This window comes from Bradyrhizobium sp. 2S1, assembly GCF_011516625.5.
Lineage (GTDB): Bacteria > Pseudomonadota > Alphaproteobacteria > Rhizobiales > Xanthobacteraceae > Bradyrhizobium > Bradyrhizobium septentrionale.
Window position 1 is genome coordinate 8,601,699 of sequence record NZ_CP147717.1, and the last position, 17,026, is coordinate 8,618,724.

15 protein-coding genes and 2 pseudogenes are annotated in these 17,026 nt (G+C 61.5%); 7 read left to right on the plus strand and 10 right to left on the minus strand.

What is annotated here, in order from left to right:
* Positions 1 to 195 precede the first annotated feature (195 nt).
* From HAP54_RS40720 to HAP54_RS40735, 4 genes and pseudogenes are all read left to right on the plus strand, one after another.
* On the plus strand, positions 196 to 873 hold the full coding sequence (locus HAP54_RS40720) for an ATP-dependent DNA ligase (RefSeq protein ID WP_312022781.1): 678 nt from the start codon (positions 196 to 198) through the stop codon (positions 871 to 873).
* An 83-nt stretch (positions 874 to 956) separates the two neighbouring features.
* A pseudogene (gene istA / locus HAP54_RS40725) lies at positions 957 to 2,447 on the plus strand (IS21 family transposase); the annotation flags it as partial.
* A gap of 8 nt (positions 2,448 to 2,455) precedes the next feature.
* Positions 2,456 to 3,178 (plus strand): annotated as a pseudogene (gene istB / locus HAP54_RS40730) (IS21-like element helper ATPase IstB); the annotation flags it as partial.
* Positions 3,179 to 3,603: 425 nt separating this feature from the next.
* A complete protein-coding gene (locus tag HAP54_RS40735) occupies positions 3,604 to 5,010 on the plus strand; it encodes an integrase catalytic domain-containing protein (protein WP_166296846.1) in 1,407 nt (468 codons plus the stop codon).
* A 347-nt stretch (positions 5,011 to 5,357) separates the two neighbouring features.
* Here HAP54_RS40735 and HAP54_RS40740 read toward each other — a convergent pair.
* Positions 5,358 to 6,535, minus strand: a protein-coding gene (locus HAP54_RS40740; RefSeq protein WP_414645828.1) for an IS3 family transposase whose coding sequence is annotated in 2 segments (ribosomal slippage) — positions 5,358 to 6,244 and positions 6,244 to 6,535 — 1,179 coding nt in all. Because the reading frame shifts where the segments join, the coding sequence is not laid out codon by codon here.
* A gap of 342 nt (positions 6,536 to 6,877) precedes the next feature.
* Positions 6,878 to 8,221: an IS1380-like element ISBdi2 family transposase gene (locus HAP54_RS40745; protein ID WP_166204320.1), complete on the minus strand. Its 1,344-nt coding sequence runs from the start codon at positions 8,219 to 8,221 to the stop codon at positions 6,878 to 6,880.
* Positions 8,222 to 8,388: 167 nt separating this feature from the next.
* On the opposite strand from HAP54_RS40745, the gene HAP54_RS40750 reads away from it, so the two are divergent.
* A complete protein-coding gene (locus HAP54_RS40750; protein WP_166204319.1) occupies positions 8,389 to 9,453 on the plus strand; it encodes an IS630 family transposase in 1,065 nt (354 codons plus the stop codon).
* A gap of 189 nt (positions 9,454 to 9,642) precedes the next feature.
* Here the strand turns inward: HAP54_RS40750 and HAP54_RS40755 are convergent, their stop codons facing one another.
* Positions 9,643 to 10,236: a DUF4760 domain-containing protein gene (locus HAP54_RS40755; protein ID WP_176422113.1), complete on the minus strand. Its 594-nt coding sequence runs from the start codon at positions 10,234 to 10,236 to the stop codon at positions 9,643 to 9,645.
* A gap of 170 nt (positions 10,237 to 10,406) precedes the next feature.
* Here HAP54_RS40755 and HAP54_RS40760 point away from each other — a divergent pair, with 170 nt between their 5' ends.
* Complete coding sequence (locus HAP54_RS40760) at positions 10,407 to 11,750, plus strand: IS1380-like element ISBdi2 family transposase (RefSeq protein ID WP_166204320.1); 1,344 nt, start codon at positions 10,407 to 10,409, stop codon at positions 11,748 to 11,750.
* A 393-nt stretch (positions 11,751 to 12,143) separates the two neighbouring features.
* Here HAP54_RS40760 and HAP54_RS40765 read toward each other — a convergent pair whose 3' ends face one another.
* Genes HAP54_RS40765 through HAP54_RS40780 form a run of 4 tightly spaced genes read right to left on the minus strand, consistent with a single transcriptional unit; the run spans position 12,144 to position 14,254 of the window.
* Positions 12,144 to 12,884 carry a hypothetical protein gene (locus HAP54_RS40765; protein ID WP_166296850.1) on the minus strand — a complete coding sequence of 247 codons (741 nt, stop codon included), beginning with the start codon at positions 12,882 to 12,884 and terminating at the stop codon, positions 12,144 to 12,146.
* Entirely contained in the window at positions 12,856 to 13,287 is a 432-nt protein-coding gene (locus tag HAP54_RS40770) for a hypothetical protein (protein WP_166296852.1), read from the minus strand. Before HAP54_RS40770 ends, HAP54_RS40765 begins: the two co-directional genes overlap by 29 nt.
* Positions 13,288 to 13,313: 26 nt before the next feature.
* Positions 13,314 to 13,820 (minus strand): hypothetical protein, encoded by a 507-nt coding sequence (locus HAP54_RS40775; protein WP_166296854.1) that lies wholly within the window; start codon positions 13,818 to 13,820, stop codon positions 13,314 to 13,316.
* A gap of 26 nt (positions 13,821 to 13,846) precedes the next feature.
* Positions 13,847 to 14,254, minus strand: a complete 408-nt coding sequence (locus tag HAP54_RS40780; protein ID WP_166296856.1) for a hypothetical protein — start codon at positions 14,252 to 14,254, stop codon at positions 13,847 to 13,849.
* A 94-nt stretch (positions 14,255 to 14,348) separates the two neighbouring features.
* Between HAP54_RS40780 and HAP54_RS40785 the strand changes: the two genes are divergently transcribed.
* Positions 14,349 to 15,478, plus strand: a protein-coding gene (locus HAP54_RS40785) for an IS3-like element ISRj2 family transposase (protein ID WP_166204126.1) whose coding sequence is annotated in 2 segments (ribosomal slippage) — positions 14,349 to 14,601 and positions 14,601 to 15,478 — 1,131 coding nt in all. Because the reading frame shifts where the segments join, the coding sequence is not laid out codon by codon here.
* Positions 15,479 to 15,513: 35 nt separating this feature from the next.
* Here the strand turns inward: HAP54_RS40785 and HAP54_RS40790 are convergent.
* The 3 genes from HAP54_RS40790 to HAP54_RS40800 form a co-directional block, all read right to left on the minus strand.
* Positions 15,514 to 16,194, minus strand: coding sequence for a hypothetical protein (locus tag HAP54_RS40790; RefSeq protein ID WP_166296858.1), 681 nt, complete (start codon positions 16,192 to 16,194; stop codon positions 15,514 to 15,516).
* Positions 16,195 to 16,320: 126 nt separating this feature from the next.
* Positions 16,321 to 16,662, minus strand: a complete 342-nt coding sequence (locus HAP54_RS40795; RefSeq protein ID WP_166296860.1) for a hypothetical protein — start codon at positions 16,660 to 16,662, stop codon at positions 16,321 to 16,323.
* Entirely contained in the window at positions 16,662 to 17,024 is a 363-nt protein-coding gene (locus tag HAP54_RS40800; RefSeq protein ID WP_166296862.1) for an N-acetylmuramidase domain-containing protein, read from the minus strand. Before HAP54_RS40800 ends, HAP54_RS40795 begins: the two co-directional genes overlap by 1 nt.
* Positions 17,025 to 17,026 lie beyond the last annotated feature (2 nt).

Consider the following 17,026-nt stretch of genomic DNA (forward strand, 5'->3'; position numbering starts at 1 on the left):
AGTGCCAAAGCGTATCGAAATGCCGGGGTTCATTAGACCCCAGCTCGCCACCCTGAAAGCCAAAGCGCCGCAGGGCGAGCAGTGGCTCCATGAGATCAAGTACGATGGCTATCGCGTGCAGGTTCACGTGAGTAACGGTTCTCTGTCAGAGCTGGCGCGCTCGATATTTCGGGTCAAGCGATCATCGATGGCGAAGTGGTCGTGGTCCACGAGGGCCGGACGAACTTTTCGGAATTGCAGGCCGAGCTGGCAGCCGGTCGGCAGGATCGATTGGTCTATTACGCCTTCGACCTTCTGTGGCGTGATGGAGACCTTCGCAAACTCCCTCAATTTGAGCGCAAGCAGGCGCTGCTGGGTTTGCTAGGCGAGAACGACATCAATCTCCCCGTGCTGTTTTCCGAACATCTCGTCGGCGACGGCCAGAAGATGTTCGAACATGCCGCCAAGCTGAATTGGGAGGGCATCATATCCAAGCGGGCGGACGCCCCGTATCGATCGGAGCGAAATGAAAACTGGCTGAAGATCAAGTCCGTGCAGAAGGCGAAATTCCCTGTCGTCGGCTTTGTCAAAGACCCGAGCGGCATCGCCGCCCTGTATCTCGGCAAGCAGGAAGGCAAAGACCTTGTTTACATGGGCAAGGTCGGGACGGGCTGGTCCCGCACCGTCTCTAGCCAGATCAGGAAGCAGCTCGACACTGTGGTCAGCCCGAAGTCAAAGCTGACCAGACCTCTCCGGAAGCCGAAAGCAACATGGGTAGAGCCAAAGTTCTATGCCGATGTTGAATACCGGGACATCACGTCGGAGGGTTTGCTGCGGGCAAGTTCGTTCAAAGGTCTGATTAATGTCATTCGGCCTGCAATATTGACCCCCTAAGCCGGGGGATCGGCGTCCAAAATTGACCCCCTACAGATTGATCTGTTGCGCTGCCTGCTTTGGAACGAAGCAGGTGGTGGGGGATGCTGATCGTGGAGACAATTGCCCGGATCCGGCGCGAGCACTTCATCAAGGGCAAGACGATCAAGGAGATCGCCCGTGACCTGAAGGTGTCGCGGAACACGGTCCGGAAGGTGCTGAGGTCGGGAGAGACCTCCTTCGAGTACGAGCGGCAGGTGCAGCCGCGGCCAAAGCTGGGACGATGGGCAGTAGAGCTTGACGGATTGCTGGCGGCGAACGCGGCCAAATCGGCTCGTGAACAGCTGACGTTGATCCGGATCTTCGAAGAGCTGCGCGGCCGCGGCTACGACGGCGGTTACGATGCCGTGCGGCGTTACGCCAGGCGGTGGAGCAAAGAACGCGGGCAATCGACCGCGGCGGCTTATGTCCCGCTGAGCTTTGCCCCAGGCGAAGCCTACCAGTTCGACTGGAGCCACGAGGTGGTCTTGCTGAGCGGGACCACGGTGATGGTGAAGGCCGCCCATGTCCGGCTCTGTCACAGCCGCATGCTGTTCGTGCGGGCCTATCCGCGGGAGACGCAGGAGATGGTGTTCGACGCCCACGACCGGGCGTTCGCTCTGTTCAAAGGCACCTGCACCCGCGGCATCTACGACAACATGAAGACCGCCGTAGAGACGATCTTCGTCGGTAAAGGGCGTCTCTACAATCGCCGCTTCCTGCAGATGTGCAGCCACTATCTGGTCGATCCGGTCGCCTGCACGCCGGCGTCGGGCTGGGAGAAGGGGCAGGTCGAGAACCAGGTCGGGCTGGTCCGGGAGCGCTTCTTCACGCCGCGGCTGCGGTTCAAAAACCTCGACGAGTTAAACGCCTGGCTGCTCGACAAATGCATCGCCTACGCCAAGGCTCATCGCCACCCGGAGCTGGTCGATCAGACGATCTGGGAAGTGTTCGAAGCCGAGCGTCCCAAGCTCGTTCCCTATGCCGGCCGCTTCGACGGCTTCCATGCGGTGACGGCATCGGTCTCGAAGACCTGCCTGGTGCGCTTCGACAACAACAAGTACTCGGTCGCAGCCAGCGCAGTCGGACGGCCGGTCGAAGTCCAGGCTTATGCCGACCGCATCGTGATCCGTCAGGATGGACGCATCGTTGCCGAGCACCCGCGATCCTTTGGCCGCGGCGAGACGACCTATGATCCCTGGCACTATGTGCCGGTGCTGGCTCGCAAACCCGGTGCCTTGCGCAACGGCGCTCCCTTCAAAGACTGGGTGCTGCCGGCCGCGATCGAGCGGATCCGGCGCAAGCTTGCCAGCACCGACGATGGCAATCGGCAGATGGTCGACATCCTCACCGCGGTGCTGACTGACGGTCTGTCCGCGGTGGAAGCGGCCTGTGCCGAAGCGCTCGGTCATGGCGTCCATTCCGCCGATGTCGTGCTCAACATCCTGGCCCGTCAACGTGAACCCGCCCCACCGGCCAACATCATGACGCCGGCCGCACTGACGCTCCGTCATGCACCGATCGCCGATTGTGCCCGCTACGACAACCTCCGGAGGACCATCTGATGGAACGAACCCAAATCTTCGACCTCATGGGCGAGCTCAAGCTCTACGGCATGAAGGCTGCCTTCGACGAGATCATGGCAACTGCCGTCAAGCGCCAGCACGAACCTCAGCGCATTGTCGGCGACCTGCTTAACGCCGAGATCAACGAGAAGCAGGCCCGCTCGATCAAATACCAGCTGACCATTGCCAAGCTGCCGCTTGCCAAGGACATCGCCGACTTCCAGTTCGACGGCACGCCGATCAATCAGACTCTCGTCAATGATCTCGCCAGCGGCGGCTTCATCGCCCAGCAACGCAATGTCGTGCTGGTTGGCGGCACCGGCACAGGCAAGACCCACCTGGCCATTGCCATCGCCAGAAGCTGCATCCGATCCGGTGCCCGCGGCCGCTTCTTCAACGTAGTCGACCTCGTCAATCGCCTCGAGACCGAGACCCGCAACGGACGGCAAGGACGGCTCGCCGAGCATCTGACCCGGATGGACTTCATCGTGCTGGATGAACTCGGCTATTTGCCCTTCGCCCAGTCCGGTGGCCAGCTCCTCTTCCACCTCGTCAGCCGGCTCTATGAGCGCGCCTCCGTCATCGTGACGACCAATCTCGCCTTCGGCGAATGGCCGAGCGTGTTCGGCGACGCCAAAATGACCACAGCGCTGCTCGACCGATTGACCCATCACTGCGACATTGTCGAGACCGGCAACGATAGCTGGCGGTTCAAGAGCCGAGACGACGATCACGCCACCCGCGCTCGTCTCGCCTCCGCTATCCCGGCCAGCTCCGACGAGACGAGCGCTACCAGCAAAGCCCGCCGCACGAAGGGGCGCATTGCCTCATCGAAAATGTTACCGAACAATTCCGCTGATGACTGGGGCGGCGTTACCGAATCAGGTCGGTGGCGCCAATGGCGAGCGGGATCAGCATGGGCGCAAGGCGCGAGGTGTTGGCCGCGGTGGCGAGGCGCTACCGTGCGGCTGGACGAGTTGAGAAGGGACGGATCCTTGACGAGTTGACAGCAACGACGGGTTGGCACCGCAAGCACGCGGTGCGAGCACTGTCGGTTGCCGGAAGGGACAGGCCCAGACCACCACTGGACGAAGGGGCAACGAGCCCAACCGAACCAGCGACAAGTCGGCGACGCAAATACGCCAGCGTGCGCGACGCGCTGATCGCGCTGTGGGAAGCCTCCGATCGCGTCTGCGGTAAGCGCCTCGTATCGATGATCCCAGTGCTGTTGCCCGCACTCGAGCGGCATGGCCGGCTGAAGCCAACGAGCGCAGAGCGTGCGCTGCTGACAACTCTGAGCGCGGCGACGATCGATCGGATGTTGATCGACGTTAAAATTGCGGCTGCTGGGGGGCGCCGGCGGCGAGTCGGATTCTACTCGGCGATTCGACGCGAGGTGCCGATCCGCACTTTCAATGACTGGGCAAACCCGCCGCCAGGCTTTTGCGAGATCGACATGGTCGCGCACGGTGGGACCAGCGTCGCCGGCTCGTTTATCCAGACTTTGACCATGGTGGACATCGCAACAGGATGGACGGAATGCCTGCCCCTGGTGACACGCGATGGCAGCCTCGTCGTGGAAGCGATGACGCGAGCACAGGGCCTGTTCCCGTGGGTGATCTGTGGCGCCGACTTCGATAACGACAGCGCGTTCATGAACGACGTCGTCGTTCCATGGTGCCGAGCACAGAAGATCGAGGTAACGCGGTCACGTGCCTACAAAAAGAACGATCAGGCTTTCGTGGAGCAGAAGAACGGTGCGGTGGTCCGGCGGCTCGTCGGATACGGGCGCTTCGACGGGGTCGAGACGGCCCGCGTGATGGCACGTCTCTACGCGGCGGCGCGCCTGCTGGTGAACTTCTTCCAGCCGTCATTCAAGCTCAAAGAGAAGCGCCGCGAGGGTGCCAAGATCATCAAACGCTATCATCCGCCTGCCACACCATACGAACGTGCACTGGGGCACCCGAAACTCCCATCAGCGGTCAAGCGCCGTCTGCGCCAGACGTATCGGACTCTCGATCCCATACAATTGCTTGCCACGATCCGCACGGCGCAGGAAGAGCTCGGCGAACGGATCGGCAAGCGCGGTCTTGCGAAGGTTCCCACCGTATCGCCGGCTGATCCGCTCTCGTTTGCCCGATCGCTCGGCACGGCGGCAAACACCGCCGAAGTGCGGGCCACGCACCGCCGGCCGAAACGGCGATATAAAAAGCGTATTCGCATGCCCTCGAAGCTCGATCCCCATCTCGCGATCATCGAGAACTGGCTCGCCGTCGAGCCACAGCTCACTGCACTGGCCATCGTGGGCAGGCTCGCCACGATCGATCCTTCGATGTTCAGCGACAAGCAGCATTCGATCGTTCAGCGCCTGCTTCGGTCCCTCCGGCGGAAGGTGGCGGAGACAGCCATCGTATCCATGCCCGTGGATGAAATACGGCCCGAGGCTGTGGACGGCGCTGCGTGTGATGAGCACTCCGCCCCGCCCACAGCCTCTCCACCGAGCTGGCCGCGGCTCGAGACCGAGACCTTCATCCCGGGTAACATTACTTCCTGAGGCAATACGAGGGGTCAAAATTGGACGCCGATGAGGGGTCAAATTTGCAGGCCGATTGACACTGATTAAGGGAGCGGGCACCTGACCACCCCAGTTCTTATGCCCGTTGCTTAGTGTAATGCTGACCTAAGCCGGTAGTGAGCGGATATCGCCTTTGACCCGATGCAGCTATCGCTCTAACGGCACCGGCTACTTTGCATTTGCGCGCCGGACTTCCCGTTACTGACCCTTCGCCGAAATTTCGTGAAGGATATTGAATCTTTTTGGTCGTGATTTGGCACTAGCGCTGACGAACGTCAGCCCGTGAAATGTCCCCGTATGATCTTCCCCCGAAAAAATGGACAAGGTTAAGCTGCTTTTAGCTCCATCTCGATCGGACTGACATAGCCGATGGCGGAGTGACGACGAGTTCGATTGTAGAAGCCTTCAATGTAAGCAAAGATATCACGTGTGGCCTCTGCGCGTGTTGCATAGTGAGTGTGGTAGACGAGCTCGATTTTGAGCGTGTGAAAGAAGCTCTCCATTGGAGCATTGTCATAGCAGTCGGCCTTGCGGCTCATCGATGCCCTCAAGCCGGCAGATTGCACGACCTTGCGGTATTCCGCCGATGCGTATTGGACGCCGCGATCGGAATGATGGATCAGACCGGCGCCAGGCCGCTGCGCTGAGACGGCCATCCGCAAGGCTGCCAGCGGCAGCTCGGCACGCAAATGATCCGCCATCGCCCAGCCGACGATCCTGCGGCTGTACAAATCCATGACGGTGGCCAGATAGAGCCAACCCTGATCGGTCTCGATGTAGGTGATATCGGCGAGCCAGATCCGGTTCGGCGCAGTGGCGGTGAAGTTGCGCTCGAGCAGGTTCGCCGCGATCGGGAGGTCGTGACGGCTATCGGTCGTCCGCACCCGGCGAGGCCGTGCCATGATGGCCCTGATACCGTGATGGCGCATCAGCCGCTCGATGCGGCCACGGCTCGCCCCGCGGCCCTGGGCCTTCAATTCGACATGGATACGCGGGCTGCCGTAGCGTCCGTTTGTCTCGCGATGGACGCGCTTGATGTCGTCGACAAGCTCACGGTTGGCGACCGATCGCTGGCTCTCCGGCCGGGAGCGCCAAGCATAATAGCCGGCCGGCGAGACACCGAGCACGTCGCACAGGATCGTCACAGGATAGTCGGCGCGGCGATCTTCGATGAAGCGGAATCTCATTTCGGCCCCCCAGCAAAGATCGCGATCGACTTTTTTAAAATGTCGCGCTCCATGCGCAGCCGCTCGTTCTCTCGCTGCAGACGAGCGATCTCCGCCGCGTGGTCCGCCGACGGCAGCGTCGCTTGCGTTGTGGGGCGCCGCGCCGCAGCCGTCGGCTCTCGCCCAGTTCCACGTAGTTCCACCCAGCGCCGCAAAACTGAATCGCGCAGGCCAAGTTCCTTGGCCACCGATCCGATCGAGCGGCCACTCGAAGCGACCAGATCGACCGCTTGCCGCTTATAGTCGTCCGTAAACGACCTACGCTGACGTCCTTCCATCCAACACCTCTCCTGGCTCTTCGAGCCTACTACAGGTGTCCATCAATTCGGAGGAGGTTCACGTATATCGATCCTCGGGGAACACCACGAGATTCTTTCCGCCGTCCTGCACTGAGCTGGGATAGATCAGCCCTCCTAGCCTCCTACCGTCCCCGGTCTCAAAGACCTGAGCTAGCCCGTCCTATTCGTGAGAGTGCTTTTTTTAGTCCGATTGATGTGGCCGCACATCTGCTCTGACGAGGCGCGCGGGATTGCCTTCGGCTTTTCACCGCCTGACCGACCCGTACTTTGCAACGCGCTTGAGGGATGGGTTGGGCGAACGGGGGGCGGACGCCCCGCCGGTCAAGGACCGAGCGGCAGCAGCGCGCCTGGCAAGCCGCGGATCAGGTCGGCTTCGGGACATGCCGCGGCAAACGCAAGGCGAATGCGGCTCGTGGTCTCGACGACACGGGCAGCGAGTTTCAAGAGACGAAGACGCAGCGTCGCGAACTCGGCTGTGGCCAATTCCCGGGCTTTGGGAATCGCGTCGCGCACGGTCAGCATCAGCCAATAAGCGGCGGTGTGGAGAACGAGGCGGACTTGATTGGCGAGCGCCGAACGGCAGCTGGTGCGATCGGAGGCGAGCTGTGTCTTATGCAGCTTGATCAGATTCTCGGCTTGGCCGCGCGCGCAATACAGGCTGTCGTAGATCCACTCGGCCGAGCCGACATCGAGGCTGGTGACGACGAAACGGATGTCGAGGCCGAGCATCGTCGCCTCAATACGGGCGACGGTACGCCGTTCGCGATCCCAGGACTTGGCCTTGTGGCGCGTCTCGGTATAGCCACGCAGAACCGGCAGGTTCTCGATGGCGCGTCGCGTGCGGATGTCGTCGGCGGCCTCGTCGAGTTTTCTGGCGAGCGGCTTGGTGCCGGACAGACCGAAGATGTAGTCGATGCCGTTGGTCTCGCACCACGCCATTGCCTCCGGCCGGGCATAGTGCCCGTCGCCACGGAACGTAATTCGCGTGTTGTGCCACCGCGTCCGGATATGCCGTATCAGGCGGCGCAGATGGGCCCGCACCTCGACGCCGCCCGGCGTCTTGCCGGGCCGCAGCACGACCGCCACGGGCCGGCTCTTCTCCGTGTCGTAGACGTGGATCGGCAGGAAGCAGCGTTCGTCATAATGAGCGTTGAACAGCGAGAGCTGCTGATGGCCGTGGACGACATCGCAGGTATCATCGATGTCGAGCGTGACGGATGCCGGCTCGCGCGGGTAGCTATCCATCCATGCGTCGACCAAAGTGTAGGTCAGTCGGATCACGTCGCGCAGGCGCGGAGCATTCTCCAGCCGCGACAGCGTCGGTTGGGAACACAGATCGCGACCCGTGTCCGGCAGCCGTCCGCAGGCCAGCTTGAATGCGGGATCGGACCGCAGATGATCGAGGTCGTCGGCGTCCTCGTAGCCGCAGCAGATCGCGAACATGCGCGCGCGGAACATATCGACAAGGCTGTGCACGACCCGCGTCGGATCGCGCCGATCCGGGAACACCCGGGCCAAATTGTCGGCCAAGCCGAGACGCCGCTCGGCCATCGCCAGAAGCATCACGCCCCCGTTCGAGGTCAGCCGACCGCCATCGAAGGCAGCTGTGACTTTCTTGGCGTGAACGGCTGGAAACGAGAAGGGCAGAATCGTATCATCGGTCATGGCGGGCCTGGCGTTCGCGGTTGAGGTGATGGGGTTGGCTTTGCAACCGAATCCTACGCCGCATCAGCGCTTTACACCACGCTCGCCAGCCTCTCAGGCGCACTCTGACGAATAAGACGGGCTAGTACCTACTGTTCTTAAAGCGTGAGTCGTGATTCAAGGTCGGGATGATACCCGAAGCAAGAGAAGTCCACCTTTCGAGGAAAGATCGCAAGGTGCTTGAGGCGTGTTGCCGCTCCCCGGTGACGTTGCAGCGCGATTTGAAGCGGGCGCGGATAGTTCTGTTGGCGGCGGATGGACGCAGCACTCGGTCGATCGCCAAGGAAGTTGGGGTCCAGCCGCGGATTGTCAGCCTTTGGCGGCATCGCTATGCCGACCAAGGCCTTGAAGGGCTGCAAGACAAGCCGCGACCGGGCAAGCAGCCAATCTATACGAAGGCCACCGACAAGCGGATTCTGAAGCTGCTGGACAAGCCGCCGCCGGACGGGTTCGCACGCTGGACCGGGCCCCTGCTGGCCGGGGCGCTGGGCGATGTTGACGTCCAATATGTCTGGCGGTTCCTGCGCAGCCACAAGATTGACCTCGCGGCTCGTAAGTCCTGGTGTGAGAGCAACGACCCGAACTTTACGGCCAAAGCCGCCGATGTTGTCGGCCTCTATGTCGCCCCGCCCGCGAAGGCCATTGTGCTGTGCGTGGACGAGAAGCCCTCGATCCAGGCTTTGGAGCGAGCGCAGGGTTATCTGAAGTTGCCCAATGGCCGCGCCTTGACCGGCCAGAGCCACGATTACAAGCGGCATGGCACCACAACATTGTTTGCGGCGCTCGAAGTCGCCACCGGAAAGATCATCGCGGCGCATTCAAAACGCCGACGCCGCGTCGAGTTTCTCGACTTCATGAACAGCGTCACCGCGGCTTTTCCGAACCGGAAGCTTCACGTCATCCTCGACAACCTCAACACCCACAAGAAGAACGAGCATTGGCTCAAGGCCCACCCCAACGTGCAATTTCATTTCACGCCGACAAGTGCGTCTTGGCTCAATCAGGTCGAGGTATGGTTTTCGATCTTGCAGGGGCAGTCGCTCAGCGGCACCTCCTTCACAAGCCTCACGCAGCTTCAGGAGCACATCGATGCCTACGTCAACGCATACAACGACAGAGCCGAGCCCTTCGTCTGGACCAAGAAAAAGGTCCGTCAACGCCGTTTCAAAGGCCGCCGTATCACTCAGCTCTGATTCTGGGTACTAGGCGGGTTTAGCGTTGATGGGGCGGGGGGGGGGCTGCTCGACGATTGTAGTCGGCGGAATATCCTGGCGCTGGCGGCGCTGACGCGCACGCCGCCGAGGGTTAGCGGTTTCCGCTAGCAAAAATCTTCCAAGCCATTAGCGAGCGTGGGTTGTCAGGAAATCCGCGCCGCAGAGGGCTCAACGCACAGCTTTCTTCGTCTGTTTGGCCTGCCACGCTAACAACCTCTTCTTCCACTTGCTGCTTAGGTTTCGCAGCTCCCAATAGGCGGCGGCCCCCCCTTCGGTAGATACCTCGTGCTCGATGAGCGCCTTCGTTCGCTCGGTATGTCCTACCAGCGCGTCAGACCAGAAATGGTAACAGACAGTGTGGTCAAAAACCTTATTCCTGATGCCGACCGCCACCAGTTCATGAATGTTGAGATAGGTGTTTATGTTTCTGTAGTCGTCGGTCAGCTTCCCATCCGGACTCTTTATGAACTCCTCAACGGGCCTGTTGGCGGCTGCGTGAACTTCCCACACAGCCAAGGAATCTCGGAAGGCCTTGTAAATCTCCGCCATCCCCTTATCCATGTCGGTCTTTAGGAAAAAATCGATAGCGGCCCGCCTACGAGCCGTAACTCGAGTAACATGGATCGAATAGAGCGCAATCGCGCCCGCTAGCATGGCTACTAATGGAGTGGCCAGCGGGGCGAGCGGAATGGCGTGTATTTTTAGCCATTGTGCAACGATATGAATCCACTCGCACACAGGCCCCCAACAAGTCTCCGGCATCCCACCCCCAGCGTTACAATTCTAGGCTGTATTACATACAGGCAGCTAACCCGTCTTATTCGTCAGAGGGCGCCAGAGAGGCTGGCGAGCGTGGTGTAAAGTGCTGATGCGGCGTAGGATTCGGTTGCAAAGCCAACCCCATCACCTCAACCGCGAACGCCAGGCCCGCCATGACCGATGATACGATTCTGCCCTTCTCGTTTCCAGCCGTTCACGCCAAGAAAGTCACAGCTGCCTTCGATGGCGGTCGGCTGACCTCGAACGGGGGCGTGATGCTTCTGGCGATGGCCGAGCGGCGTCTCGGCTTGGCCGACAATTTGGCCCGGGTGTTCCCGGATCGGCGCGATCCGACGCGGGTCGTGCACAGCCTTGTCGATATGTTCCGCGCGCGCATGTTCGCGATCTGCTGCGGCTACGAGGACGCCGACGACCTCGATCATCTGCGGTCCGATCCCGCATTCAAGCTGGCCTGCGGACGGCTGCCGGACACGGGTCGCGATCTGTGTTCCCAACCGACGCTGTCGCGGCTGGAGAATGCTCCGCGCCTGCGCGACGTGATCCGACTGACCTACACTTTGGTCGACGCATGGATGGATAGCTACCCGCGCGAGCCGGCATCCGTCACGCTCGACATCGATGATACCTGCGATGTCGTCCACGGCCATCAGCAGCTCTCGCTGTTCAACGCTCATTATGACGAACGCTGCTTCCTGCCGATCCACGTCTACGACACGGAGAAGAGCCGGCCCGTGGCGGTCGTGTTGCGGCCCGGCAAGACGCCGGGCGGCGTCGAGGTGCGTGCCCATCTGCGCCGCCTGATACGGCATATCCGGACGCGGTGGCACAACACGCGAATCACGTTCCGTGGCGACGGGCACTATGCCCGGCCGGAGGCCATGGCGTGGTGCGAGACCAACGGCATCGACTACATCTTCGGTCTGTCCGGCACCAAGCCGCTCGCCAGAAAACTCGACGAGGCCGCCGACGACATCCGCACGCGACGCGCCATCGAGAACCTGCCGGTTCTGCGTGGCTATACCGAGACGCGCCACAAGGCCAAGTCCTGGGATCGCGAACGGCGTACCGTCGCCCGTATTGAGGCGACGATGCTCGGCCTCGACATCCGTTTCGTCGTCACCAGCCTCGATGTCGGCTCGGCCGAGTGGATCTACGACAGCCTGTATTGCGCGCGCGGCCAAGCCGAGAATCTGATCAAGCTGCATAAGACACAGCTCGCCTCCGATCGCACCAGCTGCCGTTCGGCGCTCGCCAATCAAGTCCGCCTCGTTCTCCACACCGCCGCTTATTGGCTGATGCTGACCGTGCGCGACGCGATTCCCAAAGCCCGGGAATTGGCCACAGCCGAGTTCGCGACGCTGCGTCTTCGTCTCTTGAAACTCGCTGCCCGTGTCGTCGAGACCACGAGCCGCATTCGCCTTGCGTTTGCCGCGGCCTGTCCCGAAGCCGACCTGATCCGCGGCTTGCCAGGCGCGCTGCTGCCGCTCGGTCCTTGACCGGCGGGGCGTCCGCCCCCCGTTCGCCCAACCTACACCTCAAGCGCGTTGCAAAGTACCGGTCGTCAGGCGGTGAAAAGCCGAAGGCAATCCCGCGCGCCTCGTCAGAGCAGATGTGCGGCCACATCAATCGGACTAAAAAAACGCACTCTCACGAATAGGACGGGCTAGCTAGCTCCTGGCACCAGGCGGCGAAGCGCTTCACGTAGACGGCGAAGAATCGGCGCACGAGGTAGCTGCGTGATCGAGATCACCATGAAGATCAAGGTGATCCCAGAAGGTCTGATGGAAGCTGGGGTGCATGCCGAACATCGGCAGCACCGCCCAGTTGGCCGACGAACCCGATCAGGCTCGACGTCGCGACCTCTACCAGCGACATGACGCGGGACTGCATTACAGTCCCACCACGCTTGCCAGCGCCAGCCCAACAGCGGCACCGGCCGCCTTCGGGGATCCAGCAAACGAGGTCTGCTGCACCTTCTTGAAGTGCAGCGACATGGCCTCGTCCAGATCGGCATAGAGCTGCTCGACGCTGGAGTCGTTGTGGATGATGAAGTCCGGCTTGATCCGATCGATGCGCTCGCTGTCGTGGACACCCCACATCAGACCGAACCTGTCGTGCAGGAACTCCCCGACCTTCCCCCACTTGAACCTCGCCGGCTTGGTCCCTGGCCGCTTGATCATGATCACGATGCCGCCGAGCTTGCGGATCGCCTGCGCCTCGTTCGGGAAGCGCACGCTGTCGTTCATGACGCTCTCGTCATCAGCGATGCCGCGCGCCCAGGTGTTGGCCCACAGGTCCTGGCTGATCAGCTCACGGCCCCACTCGGTGCCGATCGTGATCTGGGCGTAACGCGAGGTCACGCCGAGGCACGAGATCACCTGCTCCTTGAGGTCGCCCTCCAGGTATCGGGTGATCTCGTCTGACGACATGCCGTTGGCCTGGAGCAGCACCGCGAGCATCGCTCGCAGCGGCTCGGCGATGTGCTTGCGGCGCACGCCGTACTTCTTCTCCAGGTACAGCGCCGCCGTCGTCTTGCCCGACTGTGCGAAGCCCGAAAGACCGATAACCGTCATTTCAACTCCTTTGCATTCAAACAAACGTTCAGGCAGCAAAAAGCTGCCGGGTGACATCGATTGCGTCCCACAGCGTTGAGACGCGGAAGCCGATCGAATTGTTGAGCATCGCGTGCTCATGCGGGTTGCTGCCGTCCGGCTCGATCGCCATGACGATCGGCTTGCGCACCAGGTCGGCCCAGGCGATCTCCATCACGGTCCCGATCGAGACCGTCCTGGCGCCGAGCAGATTCACGAGCAGGACGTCACAGCGGGTGGCGTCCCAGCGATCACGAGTCGTGAGGCCGACCGGAGTCGACATCGGCGACAGCAGCCTGGCGGTCTCTGCGGCGGCGTTCGTAAACGTCCCGACGCTTTTCAGGTGCTCCTGCTCCCGAAGCGGCGAGAGCGCCTTGACCCCGAACTGCTTGAGTTCGCCTTTCGCGTACTCGCGCCAGTCGGTCGCGCCGACGAAGTTCAATCCTGAGATTGGCCCAGCGAGGTACACTAGACATGCTTCCATTGACGTCCTTTCTTGATGTGATTGAGAGTGCCTTTGGACAGGCCGTATTCGGCCGTCAGAACTGCGTAGCGCTCGCCCGCCAGGACGCGCTGCTTCACGACCCGCATCTGGTCGTCGGATAGCTTTGCTGCATGATGTCGAGCGCCGCGGCCTGGGCGGTTGGCGACGTAGTCCTCGATCACCTGCTTCTGAAGTTCGCCGGCCTCATGAGGCGTGTAGCCGTAGAAGCCGATCGACAGATTGCAGTTGTGACAGAGGACGCGAAATCCCTCCGGCAATCCGTTCTTCGACAACCACTCGAACATGCGGGTGGACTTGCCAATCTTGCGACGATGCTCGTTTCCGCCGCCATCGATGTGGTCGATGGCGAGGAACTCGAGTCTGTGTTCGCCGCAGCAAGCACACCGCGGCTCATCGCCGTCGCTGTAGTGCTTGAGCACCTTGTAGCGACGGGAGAGCCGGTTCTTCTGTTGTCGGTCGAGCGTTAGCATACCATCGTTTGCATTCGTGCAAGCGATTAGACAGCGCAAGACGCAGCCGGCATGCGGATGACCCGCCGTCCCGGACGCCACTTGCCCTTTTGGAGCGTGGCCAGTGAACGCTTCCCATCCGGATACTGAATGGTCACGGTGACCGCCCAGCCCGACAGGCCCTTGTTATAGCCGTGGCGCAGGTTCATGACGCCGGAGACGTACACGCCCTCGTTGATCTCGGGGCTGTGCTTGTCACCGATCGACATCTTGCGACCTGCCCGCGCAAATCCGGCCACGGTGCCCTTGGCACCGTTCGCTCCGCGGAAGCCGTGGTTGCCGACCTCGATGCCGTCGATCAGGAAGCTGTAGCCGTCGACGCACCACTGTACCAGCTCGCCCAGCTCGGGGCGCTTGATCCGGACTGCGTGCTCCAGCAGCGAGAAGCGCGGCAACGGCAGAGAGCTGGCTCCGCAAATTCGGACAGTAGCTTGAGTGGATTTTCTGCCTGACAGCGGCGAGGATTCTTGCTGCGAATCAGGAGCGAAGATGACGAAGAAGAGCCGCCGGATGCATTCTCCGGCATTCAAGGCGAAGGTTGCTTTGGCTGCGGTCAAAGGCGACAAGACGCTGGCGGAGCTGGCGCAACTGTTTGATGTTCATCCGAACCAGATCACGATCTGGAAAAACCAGCTCCTGGAAGGCGCCGCCGGCGTGTTTGGGCATGACAAGGCGTCGGCCGAGACGCCGGTCGATTTGAAGGCGTTACATGCCAAGATCGGCGAGCTGGCGTTGGAAAACGATTTTTTGTCCGGCGCGCTCACCAAGGCGGGCCTGCTGAGCGCAAAGCGATGATCGACCGCGGTCATGATCTTTCTATCGTGCGCCAGGCGAAGGTCCTGAAGCTGGCTCGCAGCACGGTCTACTATGAACCTCGGCCAGTTTCGGCCGAGGACCTTGCCTTGATGCGTCGGCTCGATGAGCTGCATCTCGATTATCCCTTCGCGGGAGCGCGTATGCAGCGATCGTTGCTGCGGCGGGAGGGCGTATACGCCGGTCGCCGCCACATCGCGACGCTGATGAAGCGCATGGGGATCGAGGCGGTCTATCGTCGCCCGAACACGAGTAAGCCGGCACCGGGTCACAAGATCTACCCGTACCTGTTGCGCGGATTGAAGATCGAGCGGCCCGACCAGGCGTGGGCAATGGACATCACCTACATTCCGATGCGGCGTGGCTTCGTCTATCTCGCGGCGGTCGTCGATGTGTTCAGCCGACGGGTCCTGGCCCATCGCGTCTCGATCACAATGGAGGCGGCCTTCTGCGTCGAAGCGGTCCAGGAGGCGTTGGCGAAGCACGGCAGGCCCGAGATTTTCAACACGGACCAGGGCAGCCAGTTCACCAGCCTCGAGTTCACCGATGTGCTGCTGGACGCGAAGATCGCCATCAGCATGGACGGCAAGGGCGCCTGGCGCGACAACGTGTTTGTCGAGCGGCTCTGGCGCACGGTCAAATACGAAGAAGTTTATCTCCGCGCCTACGACAGCGTGTCCGAGGCGCGAGCGTCAATTGCCAAGTATCTGGCCTTCTACAATCAGGGACGCCCTCACTCGAGCCTTGACGGGCGCACGCCCGACGAGGCTTACTTCGGCACGCAAGCTATGGTGATGGCCGCATGACCGTCGCCGACGATTTTGTCGTCGCTCTGGTCGGGCTACGCCCTCCCGACGCAACGACAAAATCGTAAGGCCCCGCGTTCAGCATAACCCGGCAGGAATCCACTTAAATCCCGCGGGGCGCTGTCCAAACAACCGGCGCCAGCTCTGTTGGCCCAGAACTCCTCGTGGAGCGGAGCGTCGTTCTGCGCTCCGGTGAAGATGAAGCTGCGGCCACGCGAGTCCTCGACGGGCTCGACACGCAGGGTGTCGCTCATCCAGGTGCGGGGCGTGCCCTCCTTGATGACGTAGGCTCCCAGCTTGCGGTCGTAACGACGCACCAGGTAGGAGTCGATGATGATGGCATCCGGGTTGATGACCGGATAGTTCGATGCGGTGATGAGTGAGGTAACTTCCGCGGAGAGGGATTCCGCACGCTTGTGCGCGTGGTCTTCGGCGGACAGTTCTTCGCCTGCTTCTTCGGCACCGCGGGTCACGGTGGCGGTCTTTACAGGCGGGATGTAGAGCGACCAGTCGACCGCGAAGTTCTCGCGGCGCTTGCGCTTCAGCGCCTCTTCGGCGCGGACCCAGTTCGGATAGTTGATGCCGTCGCGGCGCTCCGCAGTCTTGGTGGCGGAGGCGAGGCCCCCACGCTGCCCCTGCGGGTGGTAACCCAGCTTGAGCAGATCTTCGATGACCTGCTTTCTGCGAGCGCGTTCTTCGGTGGTGAGGAGCGTCATTTTACCCTGTGGTTGGTTGGGAACCCGAAACCACGAGGGTGTGCCTACCCCCGAGATTTCGGCCTCGGAGGTAGCACATTATTTGCATTCGTGCAAATATCAGAATGCAAACGGAGCAGTCAAGCGTTATTTGGATGTCAACTTGATCATGTTGACCATGCGATCGACGATCGCATCGGGCATCTTCATGACCGCGTCCGACAAGCTGTCCATGCGTTCGGTGAGCCGAGTCTCGATCGCCCTAACGGTATCCCAGGAGGCGTACTCCTCGACCACCTTGAGCTTGAACGCGGTCACCTCCTTCATCGCGTCCTCGGCCTTGTCCTGTGCCTTGGCGACAGCAGCATCGGCGTCGGAGCGGACCTTATCGATCTTGCCTTCGACCTTCCACCAGATGCCGGTGACGAAGCCGGCAATGGCGATGAACGGCCCCACGAGCTGCAGGGCCTCAGAAAAATCCATGGCCATTAAAAGTAGCCTTCCTTCTCTGCTCGATCGAGCAGGGCCATGCAGGCCTCGTCGATCTTGCGCGCCTTCGCGATGACGTTCAGGCGGCCGGTAGAGGTGCCCTGGTCCTTGTACTGGGTGTTGCGGCTCCACTTCGGGATCGCGAGTCCAGCCATGATGGCGGACTTGAGCTTGCTCGGCTGGTGCTTCTGCAGCTCGGAATAGAACTTGTGCCGCTCGAAGAGCAGCGAGGGCGTATGGCCGTCCTGCTCGAACGGCTTGCCCGAGGTTTCGCATTCCACGACGGCGAGCAGCGCCGACGCGGGCCAACCTTCGGCCTTCGCCGCCTGCACGATGGCGTCGATGATCTCTTGACTGAACATGT

What these genes read in the sequence shown, in the direction of transcription:
- HAP54_RS40745 (WP_166204320.1), bottom strand. Translation starts at nt 8,221, where the DNA reads ATGACCGATGATACGATTCTGCCCTTCTCGTTTCCAGCCGTTCACGCC.
- HAP54_RS40750 (WP_166204319.1), top strand. Translation starts at nt 8,389, where the DNA reads ATGATACCCGAAGCAAGAGAAGTCCACCTTTCGAGGAAAGATCGCAAG.
- HAP54_RS40755 (WP_176422113.1), bottom strand. Translation starts at nt 10,236, where the DNA reads ATGCCGGAGACTTGTTGGGGGCCTGTGTGCGAGTGGATTCATATCGTT.
- HAP54_RS40760 (WP_166204320.1), top strand. Translation starts at nt 10,407, where the DNA reads ATGACCGATGATACGATTCTGCCCTTCTCGTTTCCAGCCGTTCACGCC.
- HAP54_RS40765 (WP_166296850.1), bottom strand. Translation starts at nt 12,884, where the DNA reads ATGTCACCCGGCAGCTTTTTGCTGCCTGAACGTTTGTTTGAATGCAAA.
- HAP54_RS40775 (WP_166296854.1), bottom strand. Translation starts at nt 13,820, where the DNA reads ATGCTAACGCTCGACCGACAACAGAAGAACCGGCTCTCCCGTCGCTAC.
- HAP54_RS40790 (WP_166296858.1), bottom strand. Translation starts at nt 16,194, where the DNA reads ATGACGCTCCTCACCACCGAAGAACGCGCTCGCAGAAAGCAGGTCATC.
- HAP54_RS40795 (WP_166296860.1), bottom strand. Translation starts at nt 16,662, where the DNA reads ATGGCCATGGATTTTTCTGAGGCCCTGCAGCTCGTGGGGCCGTTCATC.
- HAP54_RS40800 (WP_166296862.1), bottom strand. Translation starts at nt 17,024, where the DNA reads ATGTTCAGTCAAGAGATCATCGACGCCATCGTGCAGGCGGCGAAGGCC.